Consider the following 14,780-nt stretch of genomic DNA (forward strand, 5'->3'; position numbering starts at 1 on the left):
CGCCCCGCGGCTGCCCCGTCGCGGGCCGGCGGGGTGGGCACCGCGCACCCGACCGGCCCTGTTTTCGCAGTTCCAGCCCCTGACGGCGGGAGCACGTCTACTGTGGAGAACGTCGGCGACTTGTGGTGTTCCGGTGGCGGCCGGGTGGTTCGCGGTGCACAGTGATCCCATGAGCGACAGCGGAAGCGGTGGGCACTTCTACTGGTGCACCCGGCACCACCGGGTCGAGACCGACGCCGACGTGTGCCCCGCCAGGCACGTTCTGGGGCCGTACGCCTCAGCCGCCGACGCGGAGAACGCCCTGCAGACGGTGCGGGAGCGCAACGACGCGTGGGAGGCCGAGGACGCCCGCTGGGCCGGGGAGGACAGATAGGCGGCGCGGGATGGCCCGCGCCGAGGTACTTGGTGCTCCGCGAGGGCGAGAGCACGTCCCCAGGAAGGGAACCGAGATGGCCGAAGCACAGCAGGCCACCACCCGCCCGGCCGCCAGACGTACGACCGCCAGGAAGACCGCCGCGGCGGAGCGGACCGCGGGTGGTACGCGGACCGCGCGCCCGTCCGCCACGACCACGGCGGCGAAGAAGGCACCGGCCAAGAAGGCGACGGGCGGCGCGGGACGGGCCCCGGCGAAGAAGACCACCGCCGCCAAGGCCCCCGCGAAGAAGGCCCCCGCAGCCAAGGCGCCCGCGAAGAAGGCCCCCGCGAAGAAGGCGGCGACCGGGGTCGCCGCCGCGGCGAAGAAGACGACGGCCGCGGCGAAGAAGACGACCGCCACCGCCGCGAAGAAGGCTCCCGCCGCGGCGAAGCGGACGACGGCGGCGACCAGGAGCACGGCGGCGAAGAAGGCGACCTCGGCGAAGACACCCGCCCGGCAGGCGGCGACGAAGGCCGCCACCACGGCGAGGAAGGCGACCGCGCCGGCGAAGAAGGCCCCCGCTGGCGGAACCGCCCCCGCCCGCAAGGTGACCTCGGCGGCGAAGAAGACCACGACGGCGGCGAGGAAGACCACCACCTCGGCGGCGAGGAAGACCACGACGGCGGCGAAGGCCCCGGCGAAGAAGGCGACCGCCAAGAAGACGACGCCGGCCAGGAAGACGGCCGCGACCCGGCCCACCGGCGGCGCCCGCAAGGCCGCCGCGACGAAGGCCCCCGCCAGAAAGGCCACCGCGACCTCCTCGGCCACCACCCGCAAGGCGGCGGCGAAGCAGGCCCCGGCGAAGAAGACGACCGTCGCCAAGGCGCCTGCCAAGAAGGTCACCGCCCGCAAGGCGCCCGCCCCGACGACCGCTGCCCGGGCCACCGCTCCCCGTGGCGTGCGGGCGAACGCGCGCAGGGCGACCGGCTGACCGCGACGCGGTGAACGGCGCTCGCCGGGAAGCGGATCATCCGCCACACTGTCAGGATTGACCCCGTGGTGATCCGACGCGTACTCGCACCCCGCATCGACTTCGGCGCGCTGCGCCGCGAACTGGGACTGCCCGAGGGGTTCCCGGCCGCGGCGCAGCGCGAGGCCGACGCCGCGGCGGCCGCGCCGCCCCGGCCCGCCGCGGACCGCACCGACATCCCGTTCGTCACCGTCGACCCCGCCACCTCGCGCGACCTCGACCAGGCGATGCACCTCGCCCGCCGCCCCGGCGGCGGCTACCGGGTGTCGTACGCGATCGCCGACGTCGCCGCGCACGTCCGCCCCGGCGGCGCGCTGGAGGAGGAGACCTGGCGGCGCGGACAGACCGTCTACCTGCCCGACGGCACCGTGCCGTTGCACCCCGAGACCCTCAGCGAGGGCGCGGCCAGCCTCCTGCCGGACGTCGACCGGGCCGCCGTGGTGTGGACGATCGACCTGGACGCCGACGGCGACACCGTCGGGGTCACGCTGGAGCGCGCGCTGGTGCGCAGCCGGGCCAAGCTGGACTACGTCGGGGTCCAGGCGGCCGCCGACGCCGGCCGGCTGCCCGACCCGATCGCCCTGCTGCCCGAGATCGGGGCCCGGCTCACCGCGCGCGGTCTGCGCCGGGGAGCGATCAACCTGCCGCTGCCCGAGCAGGACGTGGAGGCGGAGGGGGACGGCTGGCGGCTGGTGCTGCGCGGGCCGGTGCCGATGGAGGAGCACAACGCCCAGATCTCGCTGCTGACCGGGATGGCCGCCGCCGACCTCATGCTCGCCGGGGGCATCGGCCTGCTGCGTACGATGCCGGCGCCGAAGTCCGAGGCGGTGACGCGGCTGCGGGCCGCCGCCGCCCCGCTGGGCGTGCACTGGCCGGACGGGGCCGGCGCCGGCGAGGTGATCGCCGGGCTGGACCCGTCGCAGCCCCGGGCCGCCGCCTTCGTCGACCAGGCCGCCGAGCTGATGCGGGGCGCCGCGTACACGGCCTTCGACGGCGCGCCGCCCGAGCAGCGGGAGCACGGCGGGGTCGCGGCCGCGTACGCCCACGTCACCGCGCCGCTGCGGCGACTGGCCGACCGCTACGCCACGGAGGTCTGCCTGGCGCTGCACGAGGGCCGGGCGGTGCCCGACTGGGTCCGCGCGGCGCTGCCCCGGCTGCCCGAGGTGATGGCCACGACCGACCGGACCGCCTCGGCGGCCACCCGGGGCGCGATCGAGCTGGCCGAGGCGGTGCTGCTCCAGCACCGGGTGGGGGAGACCTTCGACGCGGCGGTGCTGGACGTCGACGCGGCCCCGGACGGGAAGGCCCGCCCGGGCCGGCGGCCCGGCGGCACCGTGGCGCTGGACGACCCGCCGGTGCGCGCCCGCTGCCTCGGCGAACTGCCGCTGGGCGAGCGGGTGCGGGTCCGGCTGGTCACCGCCGACCCGGTCGCCCGCACGGTGGCATTCGAACTGGCCTGACGCTCCGTCCCGCCGCGCTCCCGCCCCGTCGTTCCGGGCTCCCGTCCTGCCGCGCCACGCTTCCGTCCCGCCGGCCGGTGCCGCCGCGCCGCGCTCCCGCCCTGCGGCGCCCGTGCCGCCGTGCCATGTTGGGCCGGGCGGCGGCGTGTGCAGCGGGGATTGTCACAGCGCCCACCGGTGCTGGCGGGCCGCACGGTTTGCGAGGATGGCGGCATGGCTTACGACGCGAGCACGCTGCCCGACGTGTCCGGGCTGACCGTCGGCATCATCGGCGGCACCGGCGACCAGGGGCGGGGACTCGCCTACCGGTTCGCCCGGGCGGGCCAGACCGTGCTGATCGGGTCCCGATCCGCCGAGCGGGCCGCGCAGTCCGCCGAGGAGATCTCGGCCCTGCCCGGCGTGCCCGCCGAAGCCCGGGTGACCGGCGCCGACAACGAGGAGGTGGCCCGGAGCAGCGACGTGGTGATCATCGCGGTGCCGTGGGACGGGCACGCCGCCACCGTCGCCGCGCTCGCCGAGCCGCTCGCCGGCAAGATCGTCGTCGACTGCGTCAACCCGCTGGGCTTCGACAAGCAGGGCCCGTACGCGCTCACGGTCGCCGAGGGCAGCGCCGTGCAGCAGGCCGCCGCGCTGCTGCCCGACTCCCGGGTCTGCGCCGCGTTCAACCACGTCAGCGCGCCGCTGCTGGCCGACCCGGAGATCGACCGGATCGACCTCGACGTGCTGATCTGCACCGAGGACCGCGAAGTGGTGGGCGTGGTCGCCGCGCTCGCCGCGCGGATCCCCGGCATGCGCGGCATCTACGCCGGCCGGCTGCGCAACGCCCACCAGATCGAGGCGTTCACCGCCAACCTGATCGCCATCAACAAGCGCTACAAGGCGCACGCGGGCATCCGCGTCACCGACCTCTGACGGCGGGCCGCGTCCGTCGCTTCAGATCTTGGTGGGAAACGGCCCCTCCAGGGGCCTGTTCCTGCCAAGATCGGCAGCCCCGCCTGGTGGGACAGGAGCCAACGGCCTGTTCGCGCGTCTCAGCGGGTGGCGGCGGTAGCGGGGGTCCGGAGGACCGACGGTGAGGGCGTTCTCGTCGAGGCCGTTGTAGACGACCAGATCGGTGTCGGCGAACGCGAAGCCGAGTGCGAGGCTGCCGTTGGCCAGGTCGCCCGTCGCGCCCCGCCACTCCAACAGCGCGACCTCGCGCAACCGGCGGCCCGGCAGGGCGGCCAACCCGGGCAGCGGCTCGGCACGCCAGGCCAGCCGGAAGTCGTCGGAGGCGGGCCAGGCGACCGGGCCGCCCGGGGAGACCGAGTTCCAGGTGATCGAGAGATCATCGAACTTCTGGTGGTTGACCTCCACCTGCTCGCCGGCGAAGTCCAGCAGCACCGGACAGTCCGCGAACCACTCGTCCTCGTCCAGGTCCCAGACCAGCCAGACGCGGGTGAGCGTACGGCCGACCAGCGCGGCGAGCCGGGCGCCGTGCGCCGTCTCGATGTCGGGCCGCGCGTGCAACCAGGTCGGCTGGTAGCCGGGGATGCCGAAGTCGAACACCGGACGATTGTGGGCCACGAGGCAGGCGGGTGGGAGGGGCGGTGGGCGCCGGTGCCGCGTACCGCCCCTCCCACCCGGACGCCGGTCCCGCGGCGTCCGGGCGGAAGTCGGCCGGCCGGTGTCAGAAGGTGTGCTCGGCGGCGGGGAAGTCGCCGCCCCGGACCTCGTCGGCGAACCGCCGGGTCGCGTCGGTCAGGGCACCCGCCAGGTCGGCGTAGCGCTTCACGAAGCGCGGGGCCCGGCCGGTACGCAGACCGGCCATGTCCTGCCAGACGAGCACCTGGGCGTCGGTGTCCGCGCCGGCGCCGATGCCCACGGTCGGGATCGGCAGCTCCGCCGTGATCCGCTTGGCCACCTGCCCCGGCACCATCTCCAGCACCACGGCGAACGCGCCCGCCTCGGCCACCGCACGGGCGTCGGCGATCACGTCGTCGGCCGCGTCGCCGCGCCCCTGCACCCGGTAGCCGCCGATGGCGTGCTCGCTCTGCGGGGTGAAGCCGATGTGCGCCATCACCGGGATTCCGGCGCCGGTGATCGCGGCGATCTGCGCCGCGCAGCGCCGGCCGCCCTCCAGCTTCACCGCGTGGCAGCCACCCTCCTTCATGAACCGCACGGCGGTGCGCAGCGCCTGCGTCGGGCCCTCCTCGTAGGAGCCGAACGGCAGGTCGCCGACGACCAGCGCGTGCCGGGTCGCCCGGACCACCGCGCGGACCAGCGGGAGCAGCTCCTCGGCGGTCACCGGCACCGTCGTCTCGTAGCCGAAGACGTTGTTCGCGGCCGAGTCGCCGACCAGCAGCACCGGGATGCCGGCCTGGTCGAAGATCGAGGCCGTGTACTGGTCGTACGAGGTGAGCATCGGCCACCGCTCGCCGCGCTCCTTGGCGGCGACCAGGTCGCGGGTGCGTACCCGCCGGGTGGCCGGGCCGCCGTAGAGGGCGGTCACCTCGGGCGGGGTGGACTCCACCATGACTCTCTCCTTCCTCGAGGCCGCGTGCGCGGTCCCCGGGTTCCGCCGCGATCGTCGCACCCGACGACCGGCCCGCGGCAGAGCGCAGTGGAGGATGTCACTCCCGGGCCGCCGCCGGCCCGGGAGCGACCGGCTCAGCCGTCCTCGCGCCACCGGTTCGTGATCGGCAACCGCCGGTCCCGCCCGAAGGCCTTCATCGAGATCTTCGCCCCTGGCGCGGACTGGCGGCGCTTGTACTCGGCGGTATCCACCATCCGCAGCACCCGGTCGACGACGGCCGGGTCGTGGCCGGACGCGACCAGCCCGTCGCGGCCCAGGTCGCCGTCGACGTAGCCGATCAGGATCGGGTCCAGCACGTCGTAGTCGGGCAGCGTGTCGCTGTCCAGCTGGCCCGGGCTCAGCTCGGCGCTCGGCGGCTTGCCGATGGAGTTCTCCGGGATGGGTGGGGTCTCGCCCCGGCGGGCGGCATCGGCGTTGCGCCACTTCGCCAGCCGCCAGACCAGCGTCTTCCAGACGTCCTTGACCGGGTTGAAGCCGCCGACCGAGTCGCCGTAGAGGGTGGAGTAGCCGACCGCCAGCTCGCTCTTGTTGCCGGTGGTCAGCACCAGGTGCCCCTCCTGGTTCGACAGCGCCATCAGGATCACCCCGCGTACCCGCGCCTGGAGGTTCTCCACGGAGACCCCGGAGAGCGACATGTTCGCCAGGAAGGTGTCCACCATCGGCTGGATCGGCTCGACCCGGTAGTCCAGCCCGGTCCGCTTCGCCAGCTCGGCCGCGTCCTCCCGGCTGTGCTCGGAGGAGTGCTGGCTGGGCAGCGACACGCCGACCACCCGGTCGGGCCCGAGGGCGTCGACGGCCAGCGCGGCCACGACCGCCGAGTCGATGCCGCCGGAGAGGCCCAGCACCACCGAGGGGAACCGGTTCTTGTTGACGTAGTCGCGCAGGCCCAGCACGAGCGCCTGCCACACCTCGGCCTCGTCGGCCACCGGGGCGATCGTGCCGCCGGTGGCGGCCGGCCCGGCGGGCGTCGGCGGGATGTCCCCGGCCTCGGCCCGCACCACGCGCATCCCGTCCGCCAGCACCTGCTCCGGTCCGGCCGGCTCGCCGGCGGCGGGCAGCTCCACGTCGTGCACCAGCAGGTGCTCGACGAACTGCGGGGCCCGGGCGAGCAACGCGCCGTCGGCGCCCACGATCATCGAGTCGCCCTCGAAGACCAGCTCGTCCTGCCCGCCGACCATGTTGACGTACGCGATCAGCGCCCCGGCCTCGGCGGCCCGGCGCTGGACCAGCGGCAGCCGGACGTCGTCCTTGTTCAGCTCGTACGGCGAGCCGTTGACGCAGAGGACCAGGCCGACCCCGGCCTGACGGGCGGCGGCGAACGGACCGCCGGCCTGCCACAGGTCCTCGCAGATGGTCAGCGCCACGTCCACCCCGCCGACGCGGACGACGGTCAGCGCGTCGCCGGAGACGAAGTAGCGGTCCTCGTCGAAGACACCGTAGTTGGGCAGGTGGTGCTTGAAGTAGGTGGCGACGATCCGACCGTGGTGCAGCAGGGCCGCCGCGTTGCGGGCGCCCCGACCGGGCTCCGCGTCGCCGCTCACCTGCGGCGGGCCGTCGGCGTCCAGGTAGCCGACCAGCACCGGCAGCGCGCCCGACCCGTCGGCGTCGAGATCGGCGGCGAGGCGTTCCAGCGCGGCCTTCGACGCGGCGACGAAGGACCGGCGGAAGACCAGGTCCTCGACCGGATAGCCGGTCAGCATCATCTCCGGGAACGCGACGATCTGGGCGCCGCTGTCGGCGGCCCGGCGGGTCCACTCACGGACCAGGCCGGAGTTGCCGGCGAGGTCGCCGACGGTCGGGTTGACCTGGCACAGGGCGAGACGCAGGGTGGGCATGTCCTCATCTTGCCCCAGCCGTGCGGGCCCGACACGCGGGGCGGGGCGAGATCACGGGAGCCACGGGACAGGACGGGACGCCCGCCGGCCGGTCGCGTAACGTCGGCGTAACGAGGCCGGTGGAGACTGGTCGGTCAGGCCGGGTCGACCCCCCGGTCGCAGGTGCGCAAGGTGTCGCGAGGGGTGGAAGTGGACCGTCAGCAGGAGTTCGTCCTCCGTACGCTGGAAGAGCGGGACATCCGGTTCGTCCGGCTGTGGTTCACCGACGTGCTGGGCACGCTCAAGAGCGTGTCGGTGGCCCCCGCCGAGCTGGAGGCGGCCTTCGAGGAGGGCATCGGGTTCGACGGCTCGGCGATCGAGGGCTTCGCCCGGGTCTTCGAGTCCGACATGGTGGCCATGCCCGACCCGACGACCTTCCAGGTCTTCCCGTTCGAGGGCGGGGTCAGCGGCGAGAGCGCCCGGATGTTCTGCGACATCCTGCTCCCCGACGGCGGCCCGTCCTGGGCCGACCCGCGGCACGTGCTGCGCCGGGCGCTGTCGAAGGCCGCCGAGAAGGGCTTCACCTTCTACACCCACCCCGAGATCGAGTTCTTCCTGCTGGAGAACGGCCCGCTGGACGGCTCGGTGCCGATCCCGGTCGACACCGGCGGCTACTTCGAGCACACCACGCACGCCGTGGCCCGCGACTTCCGCCGGCAGGCCGTGCTGGCGCTGGAGCGGATCGGCATCTCCGTGGAGTTCAGCCACCACGAGGTGGCCCCCGGCCAGCAGGAGATCGACCTGCGCTACGCCGACGCGCTCACCACGGCCGACAACATCATGACCTTCCGGCACGTGGTCAAGGAGGTGGCGCTCTCCACCGGCGTGCAGGCCACCTTCATGCCCAAGCCGTTCACCGACCAGCCGGGCAGCGGCATGCACACCCACCTGTCGCTGTTCGAGGGGGAGCGCAACGCGTTCCACGACGCCGGCGACCCGATGAAGCTGTCCAAGGTGGCCCGGGCGTTCATCGCCGGGCTGCTGGTGCACGCCCGGGAGTACACGGCCGTCACCAACCAGTGGGTCAACTCCTACAAGCGGCTGTTCCCGCAGGCGTTGCCGGACCGGGTCACCGAGAGTCCCGCGTACGTCTGCTGGGGTCACCTGAACCGGTCCGCGCTGGTCCGGGTCCCCGCCTACGGCAAGCCGAACTCGGCCCGGGTGGAGGTCCGCTCGCCGGACTCGGCGGCCAACCCCTACCTCGCCTTCGCGGTGCTGCTCGGCGCCGGGATGAAGGGCATCGAGGAGGGCTACGAGCTGCCGCCGGGCGCCGAGGACGACGTGTGGTCGCTGACCAGCGCCGAGCGGCGGGCGATGGGCTACGAGCCGCTGCCGGAGAACCTGTCCGAGGCGATCGACGTGATGGCCGGCTCCGAACTGGTCGCCGAGGTGCTCGGCGAGCACGTCTTCGACTTCTTCCTGCGCAACAAGCGGGCCGAGTGGGAGCAGTACCGCCGCGAGGTCACCCCCTACGAGCGGCAGCGCTACCTGTCGCTGTAGGTCTGTCCTCCCGGGCCGGAGCGGGCTCCCGCCGCTGGCGCGGTGCCGCTATCGTCTCGGTCACCGCGCCGGCATCCCCGCCGGGCGCAGAGTTCGGGAGGCAGTCGGTGCTGGAAGACCTGCTCAGCGGAGCCTGGCAGAGCGTGGTGTTCGGGGTCGTCGGGGTGGCCCTGATGGCGGCCGGGTTCGGGCTGGTCGACATGCTCACCCCGGGCAGGTTGCGGGAGCTGATCTGGGTGCGGCGCAACGGCAACGCCGCGCTGCTGCTCGCCGCCAACCAGCTCGGCATCGCCGGGATCGTGTTCACCGCGATCCTGACCAGCTACAGCGACTTCGCCAAGGGGCTCGCCTCGACTGTCGTCTTCGGCCTGGTCGGGCTGGTCATCATGGCGCTGGCGTTCTTCGTGCTGGACCTGCTCACCCCCGGCAAGCTCGGCGAGATCATCTGCTCGGACGAGCCGCACCCGGCGGCGCGGGTCAGCGCCGCCACGCACTTCGGCGCCGCGCTGATCGTCTGCGCCTGCATCGCCTGAGCCACTCCGTCACACCCCCGTCGTAGGTTGCGGGGGTGAACCGGACGGACCGTCTCTACGCCCTGGTCGAGGAGCTGCGCGCCGTGTCGCCACGGCCGCGCAGCGCCCGCTGGCTCGCCGACCGCTTCGAGGTGAGCACCCGCACCATCGAGCGGGACATCGGCGCCCTCCAGGAGTCGGGCGTGCCGATCTGGGCCGAGCCGGGCCGCACCGGCGGCTACGCGCTCGACCGGGCACGCACCCTGCCGCCGGTCAACCTCACCCCCGTCGAGGCGGTCGCCATGGCGGTGGCCCTGCACCGGATGCGCGGCACCCCGTTCGGCGCCGCGGCCGGCACCGCCCTGCGCAAGCTGATCTCCGTGATGCCCGCCGCCGACGCCACCGAGGCGCACCGGCTCGCCGCCCGGGTGCACCTGATCGGCGACGGGCCGGTGACGCCCGTCCCGGCCGCCGTCGCCGACGCGGTGCGCGCGCGGCGCGTGCTGCGCATCCGCTACGCCGACCGCGCGGGCGCCGGCTCGCTGCGTGACGTGGAGCCGCTGGGCTACCTCGGCAACCCCCGGCACTGGTACCTGCTGGGCTGGTGCCGGCTGCGCGACGGCATCCGGGCCTTTCGCGTCGACCGGATCACCTCGGTCACCGCCCTGGCCGAGCGGGTGCCGGAGCGCGAGCTGGCCGCCGACGACCTGGACATCCCCACGGAGCGGGTCCGCCGGCTCAGCCTGGTCTGACACGGGACAGCGCGGTCCTCCCGTGCACGGCATGCTGGCTCTTCCGTATGTTCCGCAGGAGGTCACCACGTGCCCGACGCGCTCAGCTACGCCGACGCCGTACGCCTGTTGGGCGGGGAGAAGAGCAGGTTCGTCGACTGGTTCGACAAGCTGACCGGCTGGTCGCTGCTCGGCGCCTCCGCAGCCGGCGCGCCGGACGCGTTGGGCATCTTCGACGCGAAGGCGGAGTTCGTCCGGCTCGGCCACGAACTGGTGCGCGGCGTGTCCGAGAAGCGCTCCGGGCTGTCCCGGTACGGCCGCACGCAGCGCCTGGAGGCGGCGCACGCCGTCGTCGCGGTGACCGCCTTCTTCGAGGTGCTGAGCGAGATCGACCTGCCCTTCGACGTGGCGAGCGCCCGGATCAGCAAGGCCGAGCAGTTGTCGTTGGCCGGCTCAGGAGCGGTGCACGAGGCGGCCCTCACCGACGCGTTCTTTGCCACCGCGGCGCCGCTGCCCGGGCCGCAACTGCCCTATCCCGCGTTCCGTCAGGCCCTGGTCGCCTACTACGACGGGCTCGTCGGCCGGCTGCTGCACCTCCTGCGCGGCCTGGCGGTGTGGGAGGCCGCCGACGGGTGGCGGCGACAGGCGACGGAGGAGGGGCTGCTCGGGCTGCCCCGCGCCGCCGTCGACCGGCACCGCGATCTGCTGACCCAGCTTGCGGTGGACTTCGTCGAGGTGTCGTTCTGGATCGGTCTGTACGAGCACGAGGCGACCCGGACGCAGGTCCGTGCCCTCTCGGTGGGGCTGGACGAGATGCGGCGGACCCTTCGCGCCCTCTCCACGGGACGCCCGCCCGACGACCGCCGGGCGGCGCTCGCCGCGGCGTACACGGGCGAGTTGGGACGGCCCATCATCTCGTCCGGGGACGTGCCGACCGGGCTCACGGTGCCGACGCTCGGCCAGGCGTACGTGCCACCGCTGTGTCGGATCGAGGAGTTGCCCGCCCACGCGCGACCGAGTGACGAGGCGTGGTGGGATGGGCGGAGGCTGCGTGACGACCTGTGGCAGTCCCTGGTCGTGCACCTCACCTCGCCGAACGCCACCCGCGCCCCGCTGCTGGTGCTCGGCCAGCCGGGCTCCGGCAAGTCGGTGCTGACCCGGGTCCTCGCCGCGCAGCTGCCGGCCGCCGACTTCATGGTGGTGCGGGTGGTGCTGCGGGACGTCTACGCCGCCGGGGAGCTCCAGGACCAGATCGAGCAGGCGGTCCGCAACGACACCGGCGAGCGGGTGGACTGGCCCGGCCTGTCCAGGTCGGCCGGTGACGCGCTGCCGGTCGTGCTGCTCGACGGCTTCGACGAGCTGCTCCAGGCCACCGGGGTCAACCAGTCCGACTACCTGCGCCGGGTGGCGGCCTTCCAGCGGCGCGAGGCCGACCAGGGGCGGCCGGTGGCGGTGCTGGTGACCAGCCGCACCAGCGTCGCGGACCGGGCGCAGCCGCCGCCCGGCACGGTGGCGGTTCGGCTGGAGCCGTTCGACGGCGAGCGGGTACGGGCCTGGACTGCCACCTGGAACCGGGTCAACGACGGGGCGTTCCGCGCGCTCGGCGTGCAGCCGCTGGAGCCGGCGACGGTGCTGGCCCACCGTGAGCTGGCCGAACAGCCGCTGTTGCTGCTGATGCTGGCGCTCTACGACGCCGAGGGCAACGACCTGCGATCGGCCGGCGAGCTGCGCCGGGGCGAGCTCTACGAGCGCCTGCTGCGCAGCTTCGCCCGCCGGGAGGTCATGAAGCACCGGCCGGGCCTGTCCGAGCGGGACCTGGACCGGGCGACGGAGGACGAGCTGCGCAGGTTGTCGATCGTGGCGTTCGGCATGTTCAACCGGGGCGTCCAGTGGGTCACCGAGAACGACTTCGAGTCGGATCTCGCCGCGCTGCCGTTCCTGGGCAGCCGTCCGGCGGCCGTCGCGACCGACGGACACCTGCGTACCCCGCTGCGACCTGCCGAGATCGTCCTGGGCCGCTTCTTCTTCGTGCACCGCTCACAGGCGATGCGAGACGAGGCCCGGGCCAGCACCTACGAGTTCCTGCACGCCACCTTCGGTGAGTTCCTGATCGCCCGGACGACCGCGCTGGTGCTCGACGACCTGGCGGCCCGGGAGGCGAGCGCCCTGCTGGGAGCCACGCCGCCGGACGACGACCCGCTCCACGCCCTGCTGTCCTTCGCGACACTGACCGGACGCACCCCGATCGTCACCTTCCTCGTCGAGATCCTGACGTCGTGGGGCGAAAGCCGGCGGGACGCCCTGGTCGACATGCTGCTGCGCCTGTTCCGGGCGGCGCCTGGTCGGCGACCGGCTCGGCACTTCGAGTCGTATGAGCCTCGGCAGTTGTCGGTTCCGGCACGCCACGCGGTGTACGGCGTGAACCTGCTCGTGCTGCTGCTCGCCGCGAGCGGGCAGCTGCGGGGGACCCAGCTCCATCCGGACGGCGACGACGGGGTGTCCGGGTGGAACCGACAGGCTCTCTTCTGGCGTTCCCAGCTCAGCCACGGCGAGTACGACAGCCTCCTGAGCGTCGTGCGGGTCAGCCGGACGTGGACAGGGACCCGACGAGATTTCGTCCTCTCTCTCGGGGAAGGCCGGGACGAGTCACCGCCGCCGGCGGACGATCCTCGCTGGTTCATCGCCGGCTCCAGGGACGACAGCCCCGCGGAGGACGCGGCGAGCTACTACCTGACGACCGGAACCGACTTCGCCCTGCTCGCCCGGGCCGCGCACTTCGAGTGCGACCCGGTCCTCGACACGGCGCTGCACGCGCTGGGGCCGCTGGGCGATCCGCTCGATACGGTCGACGGCTTCTGGACGTTCGCGGACGGCGACCGGTCGGGAGCCCGGCTCCTGCTCGACGTGTCGCTCCTTCCGATCCTCGGCGCACGGGTTCCGCAGCGGGAGCGGGAGCGGGCCTACGAACGCCTGCTGGCCACGGTGGACGAGGAGGACGAAGTACCGCAGCCGCCGGTGGCGAGGTTCGTGCTGGATCGGATCTCGACCGACCACGAGTTGTCCGCCGAGTTCGTCGTCGATGTGCTGCGTCGTCTCCAACGGGACGCGACGATCGTCGGCTCCCTGCTGACGTCGGCGGCCCGCTGCGTCCTTGCCTTCCTCGGCCGCGACCCGCAGACCGACCTCGGGCTCGGTGAGCAGGTCGACGGCCTGATCGCCGGCGCGCAGTGGTTCGCCGCCGCCGGCGGCCGTCGGCTCGACTGGCTGAGCATCGACACCGCGGAGCTGGTGGTCCGCACCTACGAGGCGGGCGTGCGGCGGTATCCCGTGTCGGTGGCCGAGGTGGAGAGCTTCCGCACCCGGCACGGTTCCCGCCGCCCCGACCTGGTCGACCGGTTGCGTCCGCTCACCGACCCGACCGGGTAACGGTCGGCTCCGTCGGAAACACCGACAGGACGCTGTCGCGGACGGGGCGGAGGCTGACTCCTGACGGCGCCGGCCGGACGGCCGGCGTGCGAACGGGAGGCGACACATGTCCACGATCACCAGCGGGGTCAACTGGTTCGAGGTCGGCACCGACCGGCCGGAGGAGACCGGGCGCTTCTACACCGACCTGTTCGGCTGGGCGTTCAGCGAGCAGGGGACGCCGGAGGCGTCGTACCGGGTGGCGGAGCCGGGACCGGAGGGATCCTTCCAGGGGGCGGTCCGGGACACCGGCGGGACGAGCCCGAACTACGCGATCTTCTATGTGCAGGTGGCTGACGTGGCCGACGCCGTCCGGCGGGCGGAGGGGGCGGGCGGCAAGGTGCTGGTGCCGCCGAAGTCCAACGACGACGGGCTCACCTTCGCCCACCTGGCCGACCCGGCCGGCAACCACTTCGGCGTCTACGCCCCGCCGCCGGGGGCCTGAGCCGCACCGGCCGGGGCCGCCTGACCGGCCGCGCCGTCCGCCGGAGGTGCCGTCGACGTACGCCTGACGGTCGACGTCCCAGCCCGACGCGGTCGACGGCACGGTCAGGACGGGCCCGGCCGACAGCACGGGCGGTGGCACCGTCCGCCCCGGCCGGGTCGCCGGGGCGGACGGCGTACGTCACTTGCCGGCCGGTCCGCCGTGGCCGCCCCGGCCGCCCGGGCCGGGCAGGACGCCGGCCTCGGCGGCGGCGGTGACGGCGTCGGCCTGCTCCTGGGTGAGCTTGCCGTCCTCGACGGCCTGCGCCAGGCGCTCCTTCATCGCGGCCTGCCGGTCGGCGGGGTCGCCCTTGCCGGGCCGGTCGCCCTTCTCGGGACGGTCGGCCGGCTTGTGCTCCTCGCGCAGCTTCTCCAGTGCGGCCGTCACCTTGTCGGTGTCGACGCCCAGCTCCGCGGCCAGCTTCCCGGCGAACTCCGCCTGCCGGTCGGCCCGCTGCTGCTGGCGGTCGCCGTCCTCGGCGGCGCCGGTGCTGGCAGCCGGCGTCGGGGTGTCGCCGTCCGCGGCGAACGCGACCGTCGGGGCGGCGAGGCCCACGCCGAGTACGCCGGCCGCGGCCAGCCCGGCCAGCAGGTGCTTCTTCCTCGTGGTGCGGGGCATGTCGTCCTCCAGCTCGTCGATGGGTGGTGCGATGACCTCACCGACGGTGACCGGCAGGGCTGAGGGGATGCCGTGGCGACCCTGTCAGCGAGCTGGCAATCCGGGCCGACCGACCGGACAAACGGGTTGCATCGGCGTGCGCGGGCGGCGAGGGTAGGCGGTCGGCAGGGCCCCGC

At 74.0% G+C, this 14,780-nt stretch carries 12 protein-coding genes; 7 read left to right on the top strand and 5 right to left on the bottom strand.

The window, feature by feature from the left end; translation table 11 throughout:
* Positions 1–277 precede the first annotated feature (277 nt).
* The gene (locus DER29_RS36125) at positions 278–1,258 is read right to left on the bottom strand and encodes a hypothetical protein (RefSeq protein WP_199729560.1); all 981 of its coding nucleotides are present in this window, start codon (positions 1,256–1,258) and stop codon (positions 278–280) included.
* Between the two features lie 153 nt (positions 1,259–1,411).
* Between DER29_RS36125 and DER29_RS26635 the strand changes: the two genes are divergently transcribed.
* Both DER29_RS26635 and npdG read left to right on the top strand, forming a co-directional pair.
* Complete coding sequence (locus DER29_RS26635; protein WP_121400407.1) at positions 1,412–2,845, top strand: RNB domain-containing ribonuclease; 1,434 nt, start codon at positions 1,412–1,414, stop codon at positions 2,843–2,845.
* Positions 2,846–3,058: 213 nt separating this feature from the next.
* Positions 3,059–3,757: an NADPH-dependent F420 reductase gene (gene npdG, locus DER29_RS26640; protein WP_121400408.1), complete on the top strand. Its 699-nt coding sequence runs from the start codon at positions 3,059–3,061 to the stop codon at positions 3,755–3,757.
* 21 nt (positions 3,758–3,778) lie between these two features.
* On the opposite strand, the gene DER29_RS26645 is transcribed toward npdG, so the two are convergent.
* From DER29_RS26645 to DER29_RS26655, 3 genes are all read right to left on the bottom strand, one after another.
* The gene (locus DER29_RS26645) at positions 3,779–4,393 is read right to left on the bottom strand and encodes a hypothetical protein (RefSeq protein ID WP_233600175.1); all 615 of its coding nucleotides are present in this window, start codon (positions 4,391–4,393) and stop codon (positions 3,779–3,781) included.
* Between the two features lie 121 nt (positions 4,394–4,514).
* Positions 4,515–5,360: a 3-methyl-2-oxobutanoate hydroxymethyltransferase gene (gene panB, locus DER29_RS26650; RefSeq protein ID WP_121400409.1), complete on the bottom strand. Its 846-nt coding sequence runs from the start codon at positions 5,358–5,360 to the stop codon at positions 4,515–4,517.
* Between the two features lie 134 nt (positions 5,361–5,494).
* Entirely contained in the window at positions 5,495–7,255 is a 1,761-nt protein-coding gene (locus DER29_RS26655) for an NAD+ synthase (RefSeq protein WP_121400410.1), read from the bottom strand.
* 189 nt (positions 7,256–7,444) lie between these two features.
* Here DER29_RS26655 and glnA point away from each other — a divergent pair, with 189 nt between their 5' ends.
* From glnA to DER29_RS26680, 5 genes are all read left to right on the top strand, one after another.
* The gene (glnA, locus tag DER29_RS26660) at positions 7,445–8,794 is read left to right on the top strand and encodes a type I glutamate--ammonia ligase (RefSeq protein ID WP_121400411.1); all 1,350 of its coding nucleotides are present in this window, start codon (positions 7,445–7,447) and stop codon (positions 8,792–8,794) included.
* Positions 8,795–8,901: 107 nt separating this feature from the next.
* Complete coding sequence (locus DER29_RS26665) at positions 8,902–9,327, top strand: DUF350 domain-containing protein (RefSeq protein ID WP_121400412.1); 426 nt, start codon at positions 8,902–8,904, stop codon at positions 9,325–9,327.
* A 35-nt stretch (positions 9,328–9,362) separates the two neighbouring features.
* Positions 9,363–10,058, top strand: coding sequence for a YafY family protein (locus DER29_RS26670; RefSeq protein WP_121400413.1), 696 nt, complete (start codon positions 9,363–9,365; stop codon positions 10,056–10,058).
* Between the two features lie 69 nt (positions 10,059–10,127).
* Entirely contained in the window at positions 10,128–13,463 is a 3,336-nt protein-coding gene (locus tag DER29_RS26675; protein WP_121400414.1) for an NACHT domain-containing NTPase, read from the top strand.
* A 106-nt stretch (positions 13,464–13,569) separates the two neighbouring features.
* Positions 13,570–13,947, top strand: coding sequence for a VOC family protein (locus DER29_RS26680; protein ID WP_121400415.1), 378 nt, complete (start codon positions 13,570–13,572; stop codon positions 13,945–13,947).
* Positions 13,948–14,127: 180 nt separating this feature from the next.
* On the opposite strand, the gene DER29_RS26685 is transcribed toward DER29_RS26680, so the two are convergent.
* Complete coding sequence (locus DER29_RS26685; protein ID WP_121400416.1) at positions 14,128–14,604, bottom strand: hypothetical protein; 477 nt, start codon at positions 14,602–14,604, stop codon at positions 14,128–14,130.
* Between the last annotated feature and the right edge of the window lie 176 nt (positions 14,605–14,780).

The organism is Micromonospora sp. M71_S20, from assembly GCF_003664255.1.
In the GTDB taxonomy this organism is placed as follows: Bacteria; Actinomycetota; Actinomycetes; order Mycobacteriales; family Micromonosporaceae; genus Micromonospora.